Source organism: Chromobacterium sp. Beijing (assembly GCF_021496765.1).
Lineage (GTDB): Bacteria > Pseudomonadota > Gammaproteobacteria > Burkholderiales > Chromobacteriaceae > Chromobacterium.
Map to the genome: position 1 here is coordinate 4,919,644 of NZ_CP053750.1, position 19,099 is coordinate 4,938,742.

General features: G+C 60.6%; 16 protein-coding genes, 1 tRNA gene and 3 pseudogenes. 14 read left to right on the forward strand and 6 right to left on the reverse strand.

Translation table 11 applies throughout. From position 1 onward, the window contains the following. The first annotated feature begins 78 nt into the window (after positions 1 to 78). The 4 genes from HQN78_RS22965 (at position 79) to HQN78_RS22980 (ending at position 2,414) form a co-directional block, all read left to right on the forward strand. The gene (locus tag HQN78_RS22965) at positions 79 to 729 is read left to right on the forward strand and encodes an SPOR domain-containing protein (protein WP_235086587.1); all 651 of its coding nucleotides are present in this window, start codon (positions 79 to 81) and stop codon (positions 727 to 729) included. Positions 730 to 756: 27 nt separating this feature from the next. Beyond that, entirely contained in the window at positions 757 to 1,368 is a 612-nt protein-coding gene (locus HQN78_RS22970; RefSeq protein WP_107800592.1) for a thiol:disulfide interchange protein DsbA/DsbL, read from the forward strand. Positions 1,369 to 1,451: 83 nt separating this feature from the next. Next, entirely contained in the window at positions 1,452 to 2,273 is an 822-nt protein-coding gene (locus HQN78_RS22975) for an undecaprenyl-diphosphate phosphatase (protein WP_107800591.1), read from the forward strand. A 64-nt stretch (positions 2,274 to 2,337) separates the two neighbouring features. Then, positions 2,338 to 2,414: transfer RNA gene (locus tag HQN78_RS22980), tRNA-Met, on the forward strand. Positions 2,415 to 2,543: 129 nt separating this feature from the next. On the opposite strand, the pseudogene purB reads toward HQN78_RS22980, so the two are convergent. From purB to ffh, 3 genes and pseudogenes are all read right to left on the reverse strand, one after another. Then, a pseudogene (gene purB, locus HQN78_RS22985) lies at positions 2,544 to 3,913 on the reverse strand (adenylosuccinate lyase). A 65-nt stretch (positions 3,914 to 3,978) separates the two neighbouring features. Continuing rightward, positions 3,979 to 4,875, reverse strand: coding sequence for a RimK family alpha-L-glutamate ligase (locus HQN78_RS22990; protein ID WP_235086590.1), 897 nt, complete (start codon positions 4,873 to 4,875; stop codon positions 3,979 to 3,981). Between the two features lie 49 nt (positions 4,876 to 4,924). Continuing rightward, complete coding sequence (gene ffh, locus HQN78_RS22995) at positions 4,925 to 6,280, reverse strand: signal recognition particle protein (RefSeq protein WP_227104941.1); 1,356 nt, start codon at positions 6,278 to 6,280, stop codon at positions 4,925 to 4,927. Between the two features lie 108 nt (positions 6,281 to 6,388). Between ffh and HQN78_RS23000 the strand changes: the two genes are divergently transcribed. Both HQN78_RS23000 and HQN78_RS23005 read left to right on the forward strand, forming a co-directional pair. Further along, a complete protein-coding gene (locus HQN78_RS23000) occupies positions 6,389 to 7,210 on the forward strand; it encodes an inner membrane protein YpjD (protein ID WP_107800587.1) in 822 nt (273 codons plus the stop codon). A 33-nt stretch (positions 7,211 to 7,243) separates the two neighbouring features. Beyond that, entirely contained in the window at positions 7,244 to 7,621 is a 378-nt protein-coding gene (locus tag HQN78_RS23005) for a helix-hairpin-helix domain-containing protein (protein WP_235086593.1), read from the forward strand. A 53-nt stretch (positions 7,622 to 7,674) separates the two neighbouring features. Here HQN78_RS23005 and HQN78_RS23010 read toward each other — a convergent pair whose 3' ends face one another. After that, on the reverse strand, positions 7,675 to 9,075 hold the full coding sequence (locus HQN78_RS23010; protein ID WP_235086595.1) for a deoxyribodipyrimidine photo-lyase: 1,401 nt from the start codon (positions 9,073 to 9,075) through the stop codon (positions 7,675 to 7,677). A gap of 349 nt (positions 9,076 to 9,424) precedes the next feature. Between HQN78_RS23010 and HQN78_RS23015 the strand changes: the two genes are divergently transcribed. The 7 genes and pseudogenes from HQN78_RS23015 (at position 9,425) to yacG (ending at position 16,267) form a co-directional block, all read left to right on the forward strand. Next, positions 9,425 to 10,555 (forward strand): porin, encoded by a 1,131-nt coding sequence (locus tag HQN78_RS23015; RefSeq protein WP_158274338.1) that lies wholly within the window; start codon positions 9,425 to 9,427, stop codon positions 10,553 to 10,555. 219 nt (positions 10,556 to 10,774) lie between these two features. Continuing rightward, complete coding sequence (gene pilB / locus HQN78_RS23020; protein WP_107800583.1) at positions 10,775 to 12,481, forward strand: type IV-A pilus assembly ATPase PilB; 1,707 nt, start codon at positions 10,775 to 10,777, stop codon at positions 12,479 to 12,481. A 71-nt stretch (positions 12,482 to 12,552) separates the two neighbouring features. Next, a complete protein-coding gene (locus tag HQN78_RS23025; RefSeq protein ID WP_107800582.1) occupies positions 12,553 to 13,776 on the forward strand; it encodes a type II secretion system F family protein in 1,224 nt (407 codons plus the stop codon). Further along, a pseudogene (locus tag HQN78_RS23030) lies at positions 13,773 to 14,641 on the forward strand (A24 family peptidase). The gene HQN78_RS23025 and the pseudogene HQN78_RS23030 overlap by 4 nt, the downstream one beginning before the upstream one ends. Before the next feature lie 13 nt (positions 14,642 to 14,654). Beyond that, positions 14,655 to 15,242: pseudogene (gene coaE, locus HQN78_RS23035) on the forward strand (dephospho-CoA kinase); the annotation flags it as partial. 38 nt (positions 15,243 to 15,280) lie between these two features. Continuing rightward, positions 15,281 to 16,039: a cell division protein ZapD gene (gene zapD, locus HQN78_RS23040; RefSeq protein WP_019100891.1), complete on the forward strand. Its 759-nt coding sequence runs from the start codon at positions 15,281 to 15,283 to the stop codon at positions 16,037 to 16,039. Between the two features lie 39 nt (positions 16,040 to 16,078). After that, positions 16,079 to 16,267: a DNA gyrase inhibitor YacG gene (gene yacG / locus HQN78_RS23045; RefSeq protein ID WP_048409544.1), complete on the forward strand. Its 189-nt coding sequence runs from the start codon at positions 16,079 to 16,081 to the stop codon at positions 16,265 to 16,267. A gap of 66 nt (positions 16,268 to 16,333) precedes the next feature. Here yacG and HQN78_RS23050 read toward each other — a convergent pair whose 3' ends face one another. Together HQN78_RS23050 and tsaE are read right to left on the reverse strand one after the other, a co-directional pair. Further along, positions 16,334 to 17,572 (reverse strand): N-acetylmuramoyl-L-alanine amidase, encoded by a 1,239-nt coding sequence (locus HQN78_RS23050; RefSeq protein WP_107800579.1) that lies wholly within the window; start codon positions 17,570 to 17,572, stop codon positions 16,334 to 16,336. Next, complete coding sequence (gene tsaE / locus HQN78_RS23055) at positions 17,533 to 18,018, reverse strand: tRNA (adenosine(37)-N6)-threonylcarbamoyltransferase complex ATPase subunit type 1 TsaE (protein ID WP_370445205.1); 486 nt, start codon at positions 18,016 to 18,018, stop codon at positions 17,533 to 17,535. The genes HQN78_RS23050 and tsaE overlap by 40 nt, the downstream gene beginning before the upstream one ends. Between tsaE and queG the strand changes: the two genes are divergently transcribed. Next, a complete protein-coding gene (gene queG / locus HQN78_RS23060) occupies positions 18,017 to 19,099 on the forward strand; it encodes a tRNA epoxyqueuosine(34) reductase QueG (protein WP_370646576.1) in 1,083 nt (360 codons plus the stop codon). The genes tsaE and queG overlap by 2 nt on opposite strands.

The window sequence follows — 19,099 nt, forward strand, 5'->3', positions numbered from 1 at the left end:
ATGGCAAATCGAGATTTAAAAAATTCCTCCCGTGGTTCCCGCGGTCGCTCATCTAGCTCCAAAAGCGGAGGCGGCGGCATGGTGGCGGGCATCGTCATCGGTTTGATCGTCGGCATTGCCGTCGCGGTCGGCCTCGCCATGTATCTGAATAAGTCCTCTACGCCGTTCAGCAACTTGGAGAAGTTGGATCGCAAGGCGGCCGGCGCTTCCGCGCCGCCGACGGAACTGCTGGCGCCGGGCACCCGCATTGCCGACGCCGCCTCGGAAACCGCCGCCGCTCCGGCGCCGGCGGTCAAGCCGGCTCAGGAGCCGCCTTCCGCTCCGCCGCCGATGCCGACGGAAACCCCAGCCAAGCCGGCTCCGGCCGCGCCGGCGGCCAAGGACGCCGGCAAGGACGAGCAACGCTTTGATTTTTATAAGATCCTGCCAGGACAGGTGGATGCGGTGCCCGGCAAGAACGGCAAAGCGACGGAACCTTCTGCGCAGCAGCCGGCCAAAAAGGTCTACTTGCAGCTGGGATCCTTCCAGAATCAGGACGAGGCGGACAACCTCAAGGCCAAGCTGGCCTTGCTGGGCGTGGAAGCCAAAATCCAGTCGGTGACTGTGCCGGAAAAGGGGCTGGTGCATCGCGTTAGGGTGGGGCCGTACAACCGCCAGGACGAGGTGGATCGGGTGAAGGCTCAGTTGAAGCAGGACGGCATTGGCGCAACGGTCGTCAAGGCGGAATAAACTCTTCCTCTATTTAGGAAATCGATAATGAAAAAGTGGTTATTGCTTTCGTTGATGCTGTTCAGCGGCTTGGCAAACGCGGCGATTGAGCTGGGCAAGGATTACACCATGCTGGCGACGCCGCAGCCGGTGGCGGATCCGAAAAAAGTCGAGGTGATCGAGTTCTTCTCCTACCATTGCATTCACTGCCTGGAACTTGAGCCGGCGATGAGCGCCTGGGAGAAGAGCAAACCCGCCGACGTGGCCTTCTCCAAGGAACAGATCGTGTGGCAGAAGTCGATGGAAGGCTTTGTGCGCATGTTCTCCGCCTTCAAGACCTCCGGCACTTACGACAAACTGCATCGCCCGGCTTTCGAGGCCGTGGTGAAGTCGCGCGTCAACCTGTCGGACGAGGGCGTGTTCGCCAACTGGCTGAAGCAGCAGAAGGGCGTTGACGCCGCCAAGGTGATGCAGGCGTACAAATCCTTCGGCGTGAACGCGCAGGTGGCCAAGGCGGCCAAGATGACCCGCGATTACGCGATCCAGGGCACCCCGACGGTGATCGTCAACGGCAAGTACGTGGTGACGCCGGTGGCGCCGGAGCGCATGGTGCAGGTGATCAACGAGCTGGTGGCCAAAGCCAGAGCCGAGAAAAAATAAGAATCGAGCAAGACGCTTGGTGAAGAAGGCAGCCCTGGGGCTGCCTTTTGTGCGTATTAATCCTTGATGGGGGATGGGTGGACATGGATGTGATGCTGTTGGCCAAGGCTTTATTGCTGGGCATTGTCGAAGGGGTGACGGAGTTTTTCCCGATTTCCAGCACCGGGCACTTGATCGTGGTCGGGGATCTGATCGACTTTCAGAACAATGCCGACGTGTTCGAGGTGGTGATACAGCTGGGCGCGATCCTGGCGGTGGTTTGGGAGTACCGGCAGCGCTTTCTGGGCGTGGCGCAGGGGGCTTTGCGGCGGGAGGCCCAGTCGCTGCGCTTCATCAGTAATTTGCTGGTGGCTTTCCTGCCGGCGGCGGTCATCGGTTTTTTCGCGATCAAGGCGATCAAGCACTATTTGTTCAATCCGGTGACGGTGGCACTGGCCCTGGTGGTGGGCGGCGTCATCATTCTGCTGGTTGAGCGCAAACAGCGCGTGCCGCGGGTGAGCAGCGTGGACGCAATGAGCTGGCAGGACGCCTTGAAAGTGGGGTGTGCCCAAGTGTTCGCCATGGTGCCCGGCACGTCGCGTTCCGGCTCCACCATTATCGGCGGCATGCTGTTTGGCCTGGATCGCAAGGTCGCCACCGAGTTTTCCTTTTTCTTGGCGGTGCCGACCATGTTCGCGGCCACCTTCTACGATGTGTACAAGCATTGGCACCAATTCACCGCCGCCGATGTGCCGGTGATAGGCGTTGGCTTTGTCGCGGCCTTCATCAGCGCCTTCTTCGCCGTGCGTGGTTTGATCCGCTATGTGTCCAGCCATAATTTCAATGCGTTCGCCTGGTACCGCATCGTCTTTGGCTTGGTGATCTTGGCGACATGGCAGCTGGGCTGGGTGAATTGGAGCGCCTGAACTGGCTCAAGGTAGAAATATCTTGACAGTCAAAGCGGGCTTGTATAATATGCAACCTCTCTGACGCGGGGTGGAGCAGTCTGGTAGCTCGTCGGGCTCATAACCCGAAGGTCGTAGGTTCAAATCCTGCCCCCGCAACCAAATTCAAAAACCCAGCTTTCTTTTGAAAGCTGGGTTTTTCGTTTTTCGCGCCGATCTATTTTTAAATGGTCGTTGAATAAAAAAAACCGCCGGGTGAGGGCGGTTTTTTTATTGCTCGCGCAGGCGAGATTAAATGCGCTTGGCTAGTTCCGCGGCCTTGCCGATATAGCTGGCCGGGGTCAATTCCAGCAGGCGGGCTTTCTCCGCTTCGGGCAACTCCAGGTTCTTGATGAAGGCATGCAGGGTTTCACGGGTAATGCCGCCCTTGCCGCGCGTCAGCTCTTTCAGTTGCTCGTAGGGGTTGGGCACGCCATGGCGACGCATTACGGTTTGCACCGGCTCCGCCAGCAGCTCCCAGCTATTGTCCAGCTCGGATGCGATTGCCTGCGGATTGATTTCCAGCTTGTTCAGGCCTTTCAGGCAGGCTTTGAGGCCCAGAATGGTGTAGCCGAAGCCCACGCCCATATTGCGCAGCACAGTGGAGTCGGTCAGGTCGCGCTGCCAGCGCGATACCGGCAGTTTTTCCGCCAAGTGGCCCAGGATGGCGTTGGCCATGCCCAGATTGCCTTCGGCGTTTTCGAAGTCGATCGGATTGACCTTGTGCGGCATGGTGGAGCTGCCGACTTCGTCTTTCTTCACTTTTTGCTTGAAATAGCCCAGCGAGATATAGCCCAGATGTCGCGGTTCAGGTCGATCAGGATGGTGTTGACCCGCGCCAGGACCTGATACAGCTCGGCCATGTAATCGTGCGGTTCGATCTGGATGGTGTAGGGGTTGAAGGTCAGGCCCAGGCCGGTGACGAAGCGGCCGCAGAAGCTTTCCCAGTCGATGTCGGGGTAGGCGACCAGATGGGCGTTGTAATTGCCCACCGCGCCGTTGATCTTGCCAAGGATTTCCTGATGAACCAGCTGTTCGCGCTGACGTTTCAGGCGGTAGACCGTATTGGCCAACTCCTTGCCCATCGTGGACGGGGTCGCAGGCTGGCCATGGGTGCGGCACATCATCGCGGTGTCGGCCAGTTCGTGGGCCAGTTTTTGCAGCTTGTGGATGACTTCGTCGATCGCGGGCAGCACCACGGTGTTGCGCGCGGTTTTCAGCATCAGCGCGTGCGACAGATTGTTGATGTCTTCGGAGGTGCAGGCGAAGTGGATGAACTCGCTGGCCGCCATCACTTCCGGATTGCCGGACAGGCGTTCCTTCAGCCAGTATTCGATGGCTTTCACGTCGTGATTGGTGCGCGCCTCGATGGCTTTGACTTCTTCGCCGTGTTGCACGTTGAAGTTGGCGATCACGTCGTCGATTTCACGGATGGTGGCCTCCGAGAAGGAAGGCACTTCCTCGATGCCCGGCTCGGCGGCCAGCATCTTCAGCCATTCCAGCTCCACTTTGATGCGGAACTTCATCAGGCCGTACTCGGAAAACAGATTGCGCAAGGCCTCGACTTGGCCGGCGTAGCGGCCATCCAGGGGGCTTAGGGCGGTCAGCGTGGTCAGGTTCATGCTGGGTAGTTCCAAACGTGGGTTGCCGGTGTTCTGGCGGGTTGCGGTACAAAATCGCTCATTGCTCAGCGCAGACGGCGCGCGAGCGCCGCGGCCAACTCCTCCGCGGCTTGCGGTCGGAAGCGGAAAAACAGCTCCGGTTCAATCATTTCCAGCTCCATGACCGCCAGGCGGTCATGGTTGTCGCGAATCATGTCGACGCGCGCGTACAGCACGTCGAAAGGGACCGCCCGCACGGCGGCTTCGGCGAAGGCGATCTCTTGCGCGTCGGCCTGATGCGGGTGAACCTGGCCGCCGTGATCGTCTTGCACGCGGAAGTCGCCGGACTTCGGCGTTTTGCGGATGGCGTGGCTGAAGCGGCCGTCGATGACGATCAGGGACAATTCTCCCTGGCTCAGCACATTGTGTTGCATGGGCTGCAGCAGCATGGCCTCCTGCTGGATCAGCTCGGCGTATACGCATTCCAGCGATTCTGCGTTTGTCGGGGCGACGCGATACGTGTGCCGGGCAGCTCCGGAGACGGCCGGTTTCAAGATGGCGTCGTCCCAGTTCCACTCTTCCAGCAACTGGCGCAGCGTTTGCGGCGCGCCTTTCTCAATGTAGCGCGTGTCCACCGTATGAACAGCGTTTTGTTGCAGCTCGGACAGGTAGTGTTTGTCCAGATTCCAGCGAATCAGCTCAATCTCGTTGAAGAGGCGGGTTTGAGCGGCCGCGCGCGCCAGCCAGTCGGAAAACGCGGGCAGGCGCTCGAAGTAATCCCAGGTGGTGCGGAACAGCGCGCAAGCCGAGTCGGCCCAGTCCATGTCCGGATCGTCCCAGGCCAGGCGGCGGCCGCGCAAGCCCTGGCGCTGCAGCGCCGCCAGCACCAGGCCGTCTTCATGGTGAACCTGGCGGCGGTACCAGTCGCCGTCGTCAGGCGGCAGCAGGCGCGAATCGGTCAGAACGGCAACATCGAGCGACATCGAAATCCTTTTACATCAAGAAAAACGGGTGCCAGGCACCCGTTTCAGCTTACATGCCGGGCATCATGCCCTTCATGCCGCGAAGCATTTTCATCATGCCTCCCTTGGAGGAGAACTGCTTCATCATTTTCTGAGTCTGTTCGAACTGGTTCAGCAGCTTGTTGACCTCCTGCACCGTCACGCCGGCGCCGGCGGCGATGCGTCGTTTGCGGCTGGCCTTGAGCAATTCCGGCTTATGGCGCTCTTGCGGCGTCATCGAGTTGATGATGCCTTCGATGCGGCGCATGGCTTTCTCCGCCTCCGCGCCCTGCACGCCTTTGGCCATCTGGCCCAGTTGCCCCGGCATTTTCTCCAGCAGATTGCTCATGCCGCCCATTTTCTTCATCTGCTGCATCTGGGCCTTGAAGTCTTCGAGGTCGAAGCCCTTGCCGGACTTCAACTTCTTGGCCATGGCGGCGGCTTCGTCCTGATCGATGCCTTTTTGCACTTCCTCGATCAGCGACAGCACATCGCCCATGCCCAAAATCCGGCTGGCGATCCGGTCCGGGTGGAAGGGTTCCAGGCCGGACACTTTTTCGCCGACGCCGATGAATTTGATCGGCTTGCCGGTGATGTGGCGGACCGACAGCGCGGCGCCGCCGCGCGAGTCGCCGTCCATCTTGGTGAGGATGACGCCGGTCAGCGGCAGCGCTTCATTGAAAGCCTGGGCGGTGTTGACCGCATCCTGGCCCTGCATCGCGTCGACGACGAACAAGGTCTCCACCGGATTCAGCGTCGCGTGCAGCGCCTTGATCTCGGCCATCATCGCCTCGTCGATGGCCAGACGGCCGGCGGTATCCACCATCAGCACATCGAAGAAGTGGCGCTTGGCGTGATCCACCGCGGCGCGGGCGATATCGACCGGATTCTGGTCGCCGGAGGACGGGAACCATTCGACGCCGACCTGCTGGGCCAGCAGTTTCAACTGCTCGATGGCGGCGGGGCGGTAAACGTCGGCGGAGACGACCAGCACTTTTTTCTTCTGGGTCTCTTTCAACAGCTTGGCGAGCTTGCCGACCGTGGTGGTTTTGCCGGCGCCCTGCAGGCCGGCCATCAGCACGATGGCGGGTGGCACGGCGGCCAGATTGAGGGCGTCGTTCTTCTCGCCCATCAATTTGGTCAATTCCTCATTGACCACGCCCACCAGGGCTTGGCCCGGCGTCAGGCTACCGGCCACGTCCTGGCCGAGCGCGCGCTCCTTGACCTGGGCGATAAAGGTTTTGACCACGGGCAGGGCGACGTCGGCCTCCAGCAGGGCCATGCGCACTTCGCGCATCGCGTCCTGGATATTGGCCTCGGTCAAGCGCGCATTGCCGCGCAGATTTTTCATCACGCCGGACAGGCGGCTGGTCAGGTTGTCTAGCATGGTGCGTCCTTACTTCTGCCAACGGCTTGCCGGTTGGTGTAGACTCTCAAACTATCGATTTTACCACGAGCCGCCGGGGCTGCGCCCGGTTTTGATAAAACACCCGACATGACCCGTTTCCTGCTCGTACTTTCTATTGCGCTGATCCTCTCTTACGGGGTTTTCAGCTGGCACTACTTCGCCAACTGGCGCGGCCTGGCGTGCTGGCCGCGCAAGCCGCGGCTGGAACACAGCCTATTGGGCGTGCTGCTGCTGCTGCAGGCGATTGCGGTGTTGTTGCCGCTGACTCAGGGCGCTTTGCTGTCCCTGGGGGTTGGCCGCGCGCTGTCGGTGATGGTGTGGATCATGCTGCTGATTTATTGGACTTGCAGCTTCTTCTATCGCGTGGAAGGCCTGCAGCTGTTCATGATGCCGCTGGCGATGGCCGCGTTGGGCTTCGCCCTGCTGTTCCCTGGCCAGCATGTGGTGCAAGACCTGAGCAATCCGGCTTTTGTGCTGCATATCCTGGTCTCCCTGTTTGCTTACAGCCTGTTCGCCATCGGCGCGCTGATCGCCATTCTGATGCTGTTTTTGGAGAAAGCCCTGCACGATAAGCGGGCCTCTCCGCTGGTCAAGCAATTGCCGCCCTTGCTGTCCCTGGAAAAAATGATGTTCCAGGTGATAGGCGTCGGCTTCTTGCTGCTGACGGTTTCCTTGTTGACCGGCGTGGTGTTTTCCGAAGAAGTGTTGGGACATGCCGCGGCGCTGACGCACAAGACCATCTTCGCCGTGTTGTCCTGGCTATTGTTCGGCGGCCTGTTGATCGGCCGCAAGTTGCAAGGCTGGCGCGGCCGGGTGGCGATTCGCTGGACTTTGGCCGGCTTCCTGTCCTTGGCGCTAGCTTACATTGGCAGCAAGGTCGTCATAGAATTGATCCTGCAACGCGGTTGAGGTTGCCAGTCCTGTCTCACAAGGAGATCAATGATGAAAAAATTGTTAGCCCTGTTTGCCGCCCTGATGCTGATTTGCGGCACCGCTTTCGCCGCCGTCAACATCAATACCGCCAACCAGCAGGAGCTGGAGGCGCTGAACGGAATCGGCCCGGTCAAGGCCAAGGCCATTGTGGATTACCGCGCCAAGAACGGCCCGTTCAAGAGCGTTGACGATCTGAAAAACGTCAGCGGGATTGGCGACAAGACCTTGGAAAAACTGCGCAGCGAGATCGCGGTCAGCGGCGCTTCCAGCGCCGCGCCGAAAGCCGCGGCCAAACCCGCCGCCGCCAAGCCCGCCGCCGCTGCGGCCAAACCGGTGGCCGGCGTCAAGAAAGAAGCCTCCAAACCGGCGGCCAAGAAAAAGCCCTGACGTTTACCTGTCAATGGTTTGCTGGAAACAACGCCCGCGGATGCGGGCGTTTTTCATTGCTTGCCGAACAGAGCCTGCGCCAATTGCCTTTGCTCGGCGTGGTCGACGATGGGGCGTGGATAGTCCCGGCCCAGCACGAAGCCTTCCGGCAGCGCCTTGGCTTGCCAGGGGGCGTGGATCGCCTGATCGCTGAGCGCGGCCAACTCCGGCACGTAGCGACGGATGAAGCGGCCGTCCGGATCGAATTTCTGCGATTGCGTCACCGGGTTGAAGATGCGGAAATAGGGTTGCGCGTCGCAGCCGGTGGAGGCCGCCCATTGCCAGCCGCCGTTGTTCGAGGCCAGATCGAAGTCCAGCAGCTTCTCCGCGAAATAGCGTTCTCCCAGACGCCAGTCAATCAGCAAATCCTTGACTAGAAAACTGGCGGTGATCATGCGCAGCCGGTTGTGCATATAGCCGGTTTGGTTCAGTTGTCGCATGGCCGCATCAATCAACGGATAACCACTTAGTCCTTTTTGCCAGCTTTCCAGCCAGTCCTGGCGGTTGGGAAAGGGAAGGTCTCGGTATTGCGGCTTGAAGCTGTGAGTGGCGATATTGGGGAAGTGCCATAGCAGCTGCTGATAAAACTCTCGCCAGATCAACTCCTTCAGCCAGCACATCGCGCCCTCTCCGCCGTCGAAACTGGCGAATTGCACCAGCTGGCGAATCGAGATGGTGCCGAAGCGCAAATGGGTGGACAGATAGGACACGCCCTTTACGCCGGGGTAGTCCCTTTGTTGATGGTAGCGTTGGATGCGTTGCTGACAGAAATCGGCGAACCGCTCTTGGGCGCCGGAGGCCCCGGGCGTCAGCAAGCAGGGTTCTGCCTGGGTGAAGCCCAATTCCGCCAGGTCGGGCATAGCCGGCGTGTCCGCTGGCGGGCGCAAGCGGCCCGCCAGCGAAGGCATGGTCAGCGATTGGCTGTGCTGTGGGCTCAGTCTTTTGAGCCAGGCATTGCAGTAGGGGGTAAACACGGTGAAGGGTTTGCCGCTGGAGGTGAGCAGCTCGTCCCTGGCGAAAATGACCTGATCCTTGTATGAGAGCAAGCTCTTGCCCATTGTTGCCAGGGCCTGGGCAACTATCTGATCTCGCTGGCGCGCATAGGGCTCGTAATCCTCGTTCACGTAAACGGCCTCGGCGCCTAGCTGCGCCGCCAGCCTCGGGATGATGTCTTGCGCTGGCCCTGTCGCACACCATAGCTCCCCGCCCGCTGCGCGCAGGGACGTCTGAACTTCCTGCAAGGATTGCCAGATGAAGCCGATGCGTCTGTCGGCGGGGGAGAGCGTGTCGAGAATATTGCTGTCGAAAACAAAGACGCACTGCACCGGGCGGCCCGAGGCCAGCGCTTGCTGCAAAGCGTGGTTGTCCTCCAGGCGCAGGTCGCGCCTGAGCCAGTAAAGCGAAACCTTGCTCATGGGTAAGCTCGTCATGGTTTGATTGTCTGACAGTGGATGGTCCATTTTATGCTTTGTGGTTTGTTGCTTTTTTGCACTAAGTTACTGCTTGTGTTGCGTAATTGCATCTCATGGCTGGTGGCGCTTCAGTCTGGTGTTCATGTAAAACAAGGGTTTGTGATGCATGTGTTGTTTTTTTGAGTGCTTTTTTGTTGGAAGTGCATGCTGTTTTTGTTTTTTCGCAACGTCGGTCTTATATTGAGCCTAGCGATCACCGAAGCATATCGGCGACACATAAATGTCCGGGTTCTCTGGCCTTAGAACTAGCGAAATCAACAGGACAATATCAACTGACTTGAAAGGAACTGCAATGAACAAGACGCATATCGCTCTTGCAATCGCCGCCCTGATGCCGGCCGCCGCCGCAATGGCCGACGTCACCATCTACGGTGAAATCCGCGGTGGTTACGAGTACAACAAGACCTACCGCTCGAATACCAGCCTCGACTCCAACGGCAAGCCCCAGGGTAACTCCCAGATCAACGACTGGACCTCGCGCATCGGCTTCAAGGGCAACGAAGATCTGGGCAATGGCCTGAAAGCCATCTGGCAGGTTGAGAATCGCGTGAATATCGACGGCTCCGAATCCTCTGGCTTTAATACCCGCGACAGTTTCATCGGCTTGGCCGGCGACAGCTGGGGTAAGTTCCGTCTGGGGCGTCTGTCCAACTACGCTAACGATTCGATGGAGCAGGTGGACCCGGGCTATTACAGTTCGCAAAGCGTAGGTGGTCTGGCTTACTTCACCCGCCTTGACGACCGCGTCAACAACGCCATTCGCTACGACAGCCCGAACTGGGCCGGCTTCAGCTTCGCGTTCCTGTATGGCACCGACGAAGCTCGCGGGGCAAGCACTGATGGCAGCCGCACCAATCGCCAGACTTGGAACCTGGGCCTGAGCTATGAAAACTCCGGCTTCTTCGGCAAGTACAACTACCAGAACTGGGGTGACGCCGATAAGGCGCTTGTGTCTGGCGGGCGTAGCTCGAATAAAGATTGGCACCGCTTTGAAGGCGGCTACATGGCCAACAATATCTATGCGGTCTTGGGCTATCAACAAATTCGTGGCTATATCGATGGCACTGCCGGCGTTTATGCCGATACCAAGGGCGTGTTGTATAACAAAGCCGCCTTTAACGCTTTGACCGCTGGCTCTAGCAATCTGGATGTGAGCAAAGAAGTGAAAACCCGCGAACTGGCCCTGACTCTGGGTTATACCTTCGGTTCGTTGACCCCGTACTTCTCCTACGTCAAGGGTTACGACATCAGCGTTGGTGGTAGCGATGTCAACAACTCTGGTTACGACCAATATGTATTGGCTCTGGACTACGCTTTGTCCAAGCGTACCGAGGTTTACACTTCCTACGGTCACGTGAAGTGGAAGGGCAATAATGTGGAGAAGGAAAACTCCTTCGGCCTGGGTCTGGTGCACCGCTTCTAAGCGCACCTGAGTATCACCTTGAAAGGACTGCTTCGGCAGTCCTTTTTGTTTTGGCGCTAAGCCGGACCTATCCAGCCGCGCCGGGATTTAAGTCAAAGCAGCATCCGCATTTTGCATATAATGTTGTAACGGTAGTGCGGCTGTCTTGAAGGCGGCGGGCTCTGGCACGGGAGCGTCGCGCGGTGTCCTCAAATCTGTTTACTGGTGAGTTGCAAGCGTATGGAAGCTTCGGCTGGCATTTCCGGCTTGGGTCGGGCCTTGGTGCAAAACAATATGCTGTTGCAGCAGGATGCGGACGCCATTCTGCGTCAGTCTCAGGCATCGCATATCAGCTTTGTCGAGCAGCTGATTCAGAGCAAGAAGATGACGGCGCAGGATGTCGCGATGTTCGCGTCCAAGACCTTTGGCTATCCCTTATTGGACATGTCGGCCATCGATCTCGATCAGTTGCCCAAGGGCGTGGTGGATGACGAGCTGATCGCCAGCCGGCGCTTGCTGCCCCTGCTCAAGCGCGGCAACAAGCTGTATGTCGGCACCTCGGACCCGACTCAGACCTCGGCCTATCACGCCATCACCTTCAAGACCGGGATGACGGTGGAAGTGGTGGTGGTGGAGGACGACAAGCTGGGCAAGATGCTCGGCAAGTACGGCGAGGACGCCACCGCCGCGATCAAGGCCCTGGAAAACGAGGATTTTGGCGATCTCGAATTCGCCGATCCGGACGCGCCGGCGGATACCGGCGCGCAGCCGGACGTCGACGACGCGCCGGTGGTCAAATTCATCCACAAGGTGTTGCTGGACGCGATCAATGGCGGCGCGTCCGATATCCATTTCGAACCCTATGAGAAGTTCTACCGCATTCGTTACCGGGTGGACGGGGTGTTGAAGGAGATCTCGCAGCCGCCCTTGGTGTTGAAGGAAAAGATCGCCTCCCGGATCAAGGTGATTTCCAAGCTGGATATTTCGGAAAAGCGGGTGCCGCAGGATGGCCGGATGAAGCTGGTCATTTCCAAGGCGCGGGCGATCGATTTCCGGGTCAGCACCTTGCCCACTTTGTACGGCGAAAAGATCGTGATGCGTATCCTGGACTCGTCGGCGGCGAATCTGGATATCGAGCAGCTCGGCTTCGAGCCGGAGCAGAAACGTTTGTTGCTGGACGCGATCGGGCGCCCCTACGGCATGGTGCTGGTGACCGGCCCCACCGGCAGCGGTAAAACGGTGTCGCTGTATACCTGTCTTAATTTGCTGAACAAGCCGGACATCAATATCGCCACGGCCGAGGACCCGGTGGAAATCAACCTGCCGGGCATCAATCAGGTCAACGTCAACGAGCGCGCCGGGCTGACCTTCGCCTCGGCCCTGAAGGCTTTTCTGCGCCAGGATCCGGACGTGATCATGGTGGGCGAGATCCGGGATTTCGAAACGGCGGACATCGCGATCAAGGCGGCGCAGACCGGTCACATGGTGTTCTCCACCCTGCATACCAATAACGCGCCGGCGACTTTGACCCGGATGCTGAACATGGGGGTGGCGCCGTTCAATATCGCCAGCTCGGTGCTGCTGATCATGGCGCAGCGCCTGGCGCGCCGTTTGTGCGCGCATTGCAAGAAGCCGGCGGACATTCCCGAAGAGGCGCTGTTGCGGGCGGGTTTCAAGAAAGAGGAATTGGACGGCAGCTGGAAGCCCTATGCGCCGGTGGGCTGTGAGGAGTGCCGCAATACCGGCTACCGCGGCCGTACCGGCATTTACGAAGTGATGCCCATCACCGACGCGATGACGCGTTTGATCATGCAGAACGGCACCGCCATCGATATCGCCGATCTGGCGCGCAAGGAGGGCATGGTGGATTTGCGCCACGCCGGCCTGCTGAAGGTCAAGGCGGGCTTGACCTCGTTGACCGAGATCGAGGCGGTGACCAACGAATAAAAGCGGTTTCGCGCCTCCGGCAGCCGCCGGAAAGCTGACTTAACGGCTTGGAATAAGAAAGAGGCCATGGAATGGCAGTCACGGTAGCGAAAAAAGCGACGCCGGGCTTTGTCTGGGAGTGGGAAGGCAAGGACAAGGCGGGCAAGGCGATACGCGGGGAATTGAGAGCGGAGTCCGAGGCGGTGGCCAAGACTCAGCTGCGGCGTCAAGGCATCAATGTCGTCAAGATCAAGCGCCGGCGCGCCGGGTTCGGCAAGCGCATCACCGAGCGGGACATCACCTTGTTCACCCGGCAGCTGGCGACCATGATGCGCGCCGGCGTGCCCCTGTTGCAGGCTTTCGACATCGCGGCCAAGGGCCACGGCAACCCCGCCGTGACCAAGATGCTGCTGGAAGTGCGCGCGGATGTGGAAACCGGTCTGTCGCTGGCGGAGGCCTTCCGCAAGCGGCCCTTGTACTTCGACAAGCTGTTCTGCAACATCATCGCCGCGGGCGAAACCGGCGGCGTGCTGGACTCCTTGCTGGACAAGCTGGCCACCTACAAGGAAAAGGTGATGGCGATCAAGGGCAAGATCAAGTCGGCGCTGATCTATCCGTCGGCCATCGTCGGCACCGCCTTCATCATTACCGCCGTCATCATGATTTACGTGATTCCGGCGTTCAAGGATTTGTTCTCCAGCTTCGGCGCCAATTTGCCGGCGCCGACCTTGTTCGTGATCTGGCTGTCGGATGGCTTCGTCCATTACTGGTGGCTGATCTTCGGCGTGATCTTCGGCAGCCTGTTCGGCTTTCTCTACGCCTTCAAGCGCACGCCCAAGCTGCAAGAGCGGATGGACCGCATTCTGCTGCGCATGCCGGTAATTGGCGACATCATCCGCAAAGCCACCATCGCGCGCTGGGCGCGCACCTTGTCCACCTTGTTCGCCGCCGGGGTGCCGCTGGTGGAAGCGCTGGATTCGGTGGGCGGCGCCTCCGGCAATCAGGTGTACGCGGACGCCACTAAGCGGATTCAGAACGACGTCAGCACCGGCTCCAGCCTCAATTATTCGATGCAACGCACCGACTTGTTCCCTAATATGGTGCTGCAAATGACCTCGATCGGCGAGGAGTCCGGCTCGCTGGACCAGATGCTGGACAAGGTGGCGGATTTTTACGAAGAAGAAGTCGATAATGCGGTGGCCGCGCTGTCCAGCTTGCTGGAGCCGGCCATCATGGTGATTCTGGGGATCTTGATCGGCGGTTTGATCATTGCGATGTATATGCCGATTTTCAAAATGGGGCAGGTGGTTGGATGATCGAGGAGTGGCGCTGGATCGCCGGCTCGTACCCGCTGGCTTTCGCCGGCGCGGCGCTGGTGCTGGGTTTATTGCTTGGCAGTTTTCTGAATGTGCTCATCCATCGTTTGCCCAAGATGCTGGAAGCCGAATGGCGGCGGAACTGCGTTGATTGTCTGCAGCTGGAGGAGAGCGAGGCGGTCGAGCCCTATAATTTAATGCGGCCGGCCTCGCACTGCCCGCAATGCCGGGCCGTGGTGCGTCCGTGGCAGAACATTCCGCTGTTGAGCTTCCTGTTGCTGCGCGGCCGCTGCGCGAGCTGCCGAGTCAACATCCCTTGGCGTTATCCGGCGGTGGAGCTGTCGGCCGGCGTGTTGTTCGCTTTCCTGGCCTGGCGCTATGGGTGGTCGGCGCAGTTGCCGGCCTATATGGCCTTGACCGCGGTGCTCTTGGCGCTGACCTTCATCGATGCGGACACGCAGCTGCTGCCGGACAACCTGACCTTGCCCTTGCTGTGGGGCGGTTTGCTGTTCAACCTGCTGACCGGAACCGTGCCCTTGGCCGACGCGGTGATAGGCGCGATGGCCGGCTATCTGAGCTTGTGGCTGTTGTTTCACGGTTTCAAGCTGGTCACCGGCAAGGAGGGCATGGGCTATGGCGACTTCAAGCTGCTGGCCGCCTTGGGTGCCTGGCTGGGATGGACCTTGCTGCCTTTGGTGATCCTGCTGTCCTCGCTGGTGGGCGCGGTGGTGGGCGTGGTCTTGATTTTGCTGGCCAAGCACGGTCGTGGCCAGCCCTTGCCGTTTGGCCCTTATCTCGCGGCCGCCGGCTGGATTGCCCTGATCTGGGGCAAGACATCGTGTATTGGTATTTGCATGGCTATTAAAGTGGTGGGGCTGACCGGCGGCATTGGTTCCGGTAAGAGCGCGGCGGCCGATCGCTTCGCCGAATTGGGCGTGCCGGTGGTCGACACCGACGCCATCGCGCACGAGCTGACCGGGCCGCATGGCGCGGCGATGCCGGCCTTGGCGGCGGCTTTCGGCGCGGGCGCGGTGCGAGCGGACGGCGCTTTGGACCGCGGCTGGATGCGCGAGCGCGTGTTCGCCGACGCCGGCAGCCGGCAGCGGCTGGAGAGCGTGCTGCATCCGCTGATCCGGCAGCAGAGCGAGGCCAGGGTGGCCGAGGCGCGCGGGCCGTATTGCGTGTTGGTGGTGCCCTTATTGTTTGAAACCGGGCATTATCTGCCGATGCTGGCGCGCACCTTGTTGGTGGATTGCGAGGAGTCGGCGCAACTGGAGCGGGTGATGCGGCGCAACGGCATGGACGAAAACGCCGTGCGCGCGATCATGGCGGCGCAATGTTCGAGAGCGCAGCGACGCGAACGCGCCGACGATATAATTTGTAATAATGACAGCTTGGCTGCGTTGAGGCTTCAAGTCGACGCCAAACACGATTATTATCTTGCCAGCCTAGCCGATAGATCATAACCGGGCTCTCGCGAGCCAAGCAGAAGGGCCGATGCGCCGTGATCAGTTTTGAGTTTCCCGTCACCGAGCGAACCCGCATCCTGCTCCGCCTGGAGCATCTCTACGCACGTCTTGGGTATTTCATCGGCAAGGACCATCCGTATGATCATCATGCGGCCCTGCTGGTGTTGTTCGAGCTGATGGAAACCGCCTCGCGCGCGGACTTGAAGGCGGATCTGCTGCAGGAGTTGGAACGGCAGAAACAGATGCTGGAAGCGCTGCGCGAGAATCCGCAAGTGGCGGAAGAGACCCTGGAGGGCGTGCTGGAGGACATCGAGCACGCGTCCAGCCGGCTGCTGGCGCTGACCGGCAAGTTCGGCCAGCATCTGCGCGAAAACGAGTGGCTGATGGCGATCAAGCAGCGCGCCGGCATCCCCGGCGGCACCTGCCAGTTCGATTTGCCGTCTTATCACCAGTGGCAGCAGAAGTCGGCCGAGGTGCGGCGTCAGGACATCAAGCGCTGGGCGTCGCCGCTGATGCCCACCGCCGAGGCGGCGGGCATTCTGCTGACCCTGTTGCGCGACAGCGGCAAGACCCATCATTACGTGGCGCGCCGCGGCGTGTTCCAGCAGATGTCCGGCGGCAAGGTGGTGCAGCTGATCCGGGTGGCCTACGATGGCGGCCTGGAACTGCTGCCCGAGCTGTCCGCCAATAAATACGCGCTCAATATCCGCTTCGTCAGCGCGGTAACCGGGGAATCCCGGCCGCGGCAGACCGAGCAGGATGTCGAGTTTCACCTGACCAATTGCAAGTTCTGACCGGCGCGCGCGCCGGTCCTTGCCCCGTTTTGAGAAGCCATGTCTGATTCTGTTCGCGTTGTCGCCTGTCCCACTTGTCGCGCGCCGGTGCGCTGGGAGCCGCAAAGCCAGTTCCGCCCGTTTTGCAGCAAGCGCTGCCGTCTGATCGATTTGGGCGAGTGGGCGACGGAAAGCTATCGGGTGCCGGCGCAGGAAGAGTCGCCGAGCGAGGCGAGCCGCGGAGAGTGAGCGCCCGGCCGCAATGAAAAACAGGTCCCTGAGCGGGACCTGTTTTGTTTTGGCCGCGGGACGGACTCAGGCCCTGGCCGCCAGCGCCGCGCCCTGCGAGAAATAGCCTTTCATGCCGGTGAAGATGGCATTGGCCATTTGCTGCTGGAAATCGCTGCTGAGCAGACGCTGCTCTTCCTCCGGGTTGGAGATGAAGGCGGTTTCCACCAGGATGGACGGGATGTCCGGCGCTTTCAGCACCGCGAAGCCGGCCTGTTCCACCGCGCTCTTGTGCAGCTTGTTGAGGCCGCCCAGATGGCCCAGCACGGTCTTGCCCAGTTTCAGGCTGTCGTTGATGGTGGCGGTCTGGGTCAGGTCCAGCAGGGTGTGGGCCAGGTATTTGTCCTTGCTGCCTATCTTGACGCCGCCGACCAGGTCGGCGTCGTTCTGGCTTTGCGCCAGCGCCTTGGCGAAGGCGCTGGTGGCGCCTTTTTCAGACAGCGCGAACACCGAGGAGCCGCGCGCGGCGCGGTTGGGCGCGGCGTCGGCGTGGATGGACACGAACAGGTCGGCGTTCAGCTTGCGCGCCTTGGCCACGCGCACGCCCAGCGGGATGAACACGTCTTCGTCGCGGGTCATATAGGCCTTCATATTGCTTTCCGCGTCTATCATGCGCTTCAACTGTTTGCCGATGCTCAGCACCACGTCCTTCTCGCGCGTGCCGTTCAGACCGACGGCGCCGGGATCGATGCCGCCGTGGCCGGGGTCCAGCATCACGATGATGGGGCGATTGCTGTCTTTTTTCTTGGGCTTGATCTGCGGCGCAGGCTGTTCCAGCTTGCCCTTGTTGTAGTCCTGAAGCAGGGCGAGCAAGGGATCGTCCTGCTTGCCGGCCGGGTAGAGGTCCACCACCAGCCGGTGTTTGTACTCGGCCACCGGCGTCATGGTGAAGGCCTGCGGCGTGATGTCCGCTTTCAACTCCAGCACCAGGCGCACCGTGTCCGGATCGAACTGGCCGGCGCGGGCGGTCTTGATATAGGGGTCGGCGGCGGAAATCTGGCCGCCGATGTCTTTGAGCACGCTGTTGAGCTGCACACCTTGCAGGTCGATCACCAGCCGGTTGGGGTTGGCGATGGTGAACTGCTTGTATTGGATGGCCTCGCTGGCCTCCAGCGTGATGCGGGTGTAAAGCGACGCCGGCCAGATGCGCAGGGCGACGATCTGACTGTTGGCGGCGAAGCCGACGCGGCTCACCGACAGCATGAAGGTGGCGGCCGCGGCGCCGATCAAGCGGCGGCGGAGGGGATCGAAAGTCGAATCAGGCATGACTGTCCGGTTTCTGAGTGGGCAAGTAAACGATAATTGCGACCATTTCCGGCCACGGCTAGTTCCAGCACGATGTCGGCGCGCGGCAAGAGCTCCGCTGCCTTGTCCGGCCACTCGACCAGGCACAGGCTGTCCGGGCCGAAGTATTCGCGGAAGCCGGCATCCTCCCATTCCTCGGGGTCGGCGAAACGGTACAGGTCGAAATGGTGCACGCTATAGTGAGGAAAAGGATAGCTCTCCACCAGAGTATAGGTGGGGCTTTTGACCTTGCCGGCATGGCCGAGCGCGGTCAGCAGGCCGCGCGTGAACGTGGTCTTGCCCGCGCCCAGATCGCCCAATAGATAGACGACGAGGCCGGCTTGCGCCGCTTCGGCGAAGGCTTTGCCCAGCGCCAGGGTGGCGGTTTCATCTTCCAGGTAGCCGCAGCGAACGCTGGTATCATCCATGGCCATGACCGAAAACTCTTTACAAAAACCGGATTATCCCGAATTGGCGCGCCAAATCAAAGCCTGGGCGCGCGAATTGGGTTTTGCCGACGCCAGAATCGGTCGCGCCGGCCTGCCGCCGGAGGCGGAACAGAAGTTGAATGCCTGGCTGGCCGCCGGCCATCACGGCGAGATGGACTATATGGCCCGCCACGGCGCCTTGCGGGTCAAGCCGGCGGATCTGGTGCCCGGCACCCTGTCCGTTATTTCCCTGCGCATGCATTACTGGCCCCAGGCGCGCGCGTCGGCCGAGGTGCTGGCCGACGGCGGCAAAGCCTATTTATCGCGCTACGCGCTGGGGCGCGACTATCACAAGGTCTTGCGCAACCGGCTGCAGGCGCTGGCGGACCGGATCAAGCGGGAGATAGGCGAGTTCGGCTACCGGGTGTTCACCGACAGCGCGCCGGTGGCCGAGGTGGCGCTGGCGGCGCAGGCCGGCCTGGGCTGGCGCGGCAAACACACTCTGTTGCTGACCAAGAACGAGGGCTCGCTGTTTTTCCTGGGAGAGGTCTTCACCGACCTGCCCCTGCCGGAGGACGAGGCGGAGGACGGCCATTGCGGCCGCTGCACTCGTTGCATCGATGTCTGTCCCACCGCGGCCATCGTCGCGCCCTATACCGTGGACGCGCGGCGCTGCATTTCTTATCTGACGATAGAGCTGAAGCGGGCGATTCCGGAGGAGATGCGGCCCTTGATCGGCAACCGCGTCTACGGCTGCGACGATTGTCAGTTGTTCTGTCCCTGGAACCGTTTCGCGGTCGACACTCGAGAGACCGATTTTGCGGTGCGTCATGGTTTGGACGACGTGAGCTTGCTAGAGTTGTTCGCCTGGAGCGAGGCCGAATTCAAGGAGAAGATGGCCGGCAGCCCGATTTACCGCATCGGCTACCTCAAGTGGCTGTCCAATCTGGCGGTGGGGCTGGGCAACGCGCCCACCGCGCCGGAGGTGGTGGCGGGCTTGCGCGCGCGTCTGGATTTTCCCGACGAGATGGTGGCCGAGCCGGTGCGTTGGGCGCTGGCTCGGCACGGCGTCATCGTTTGA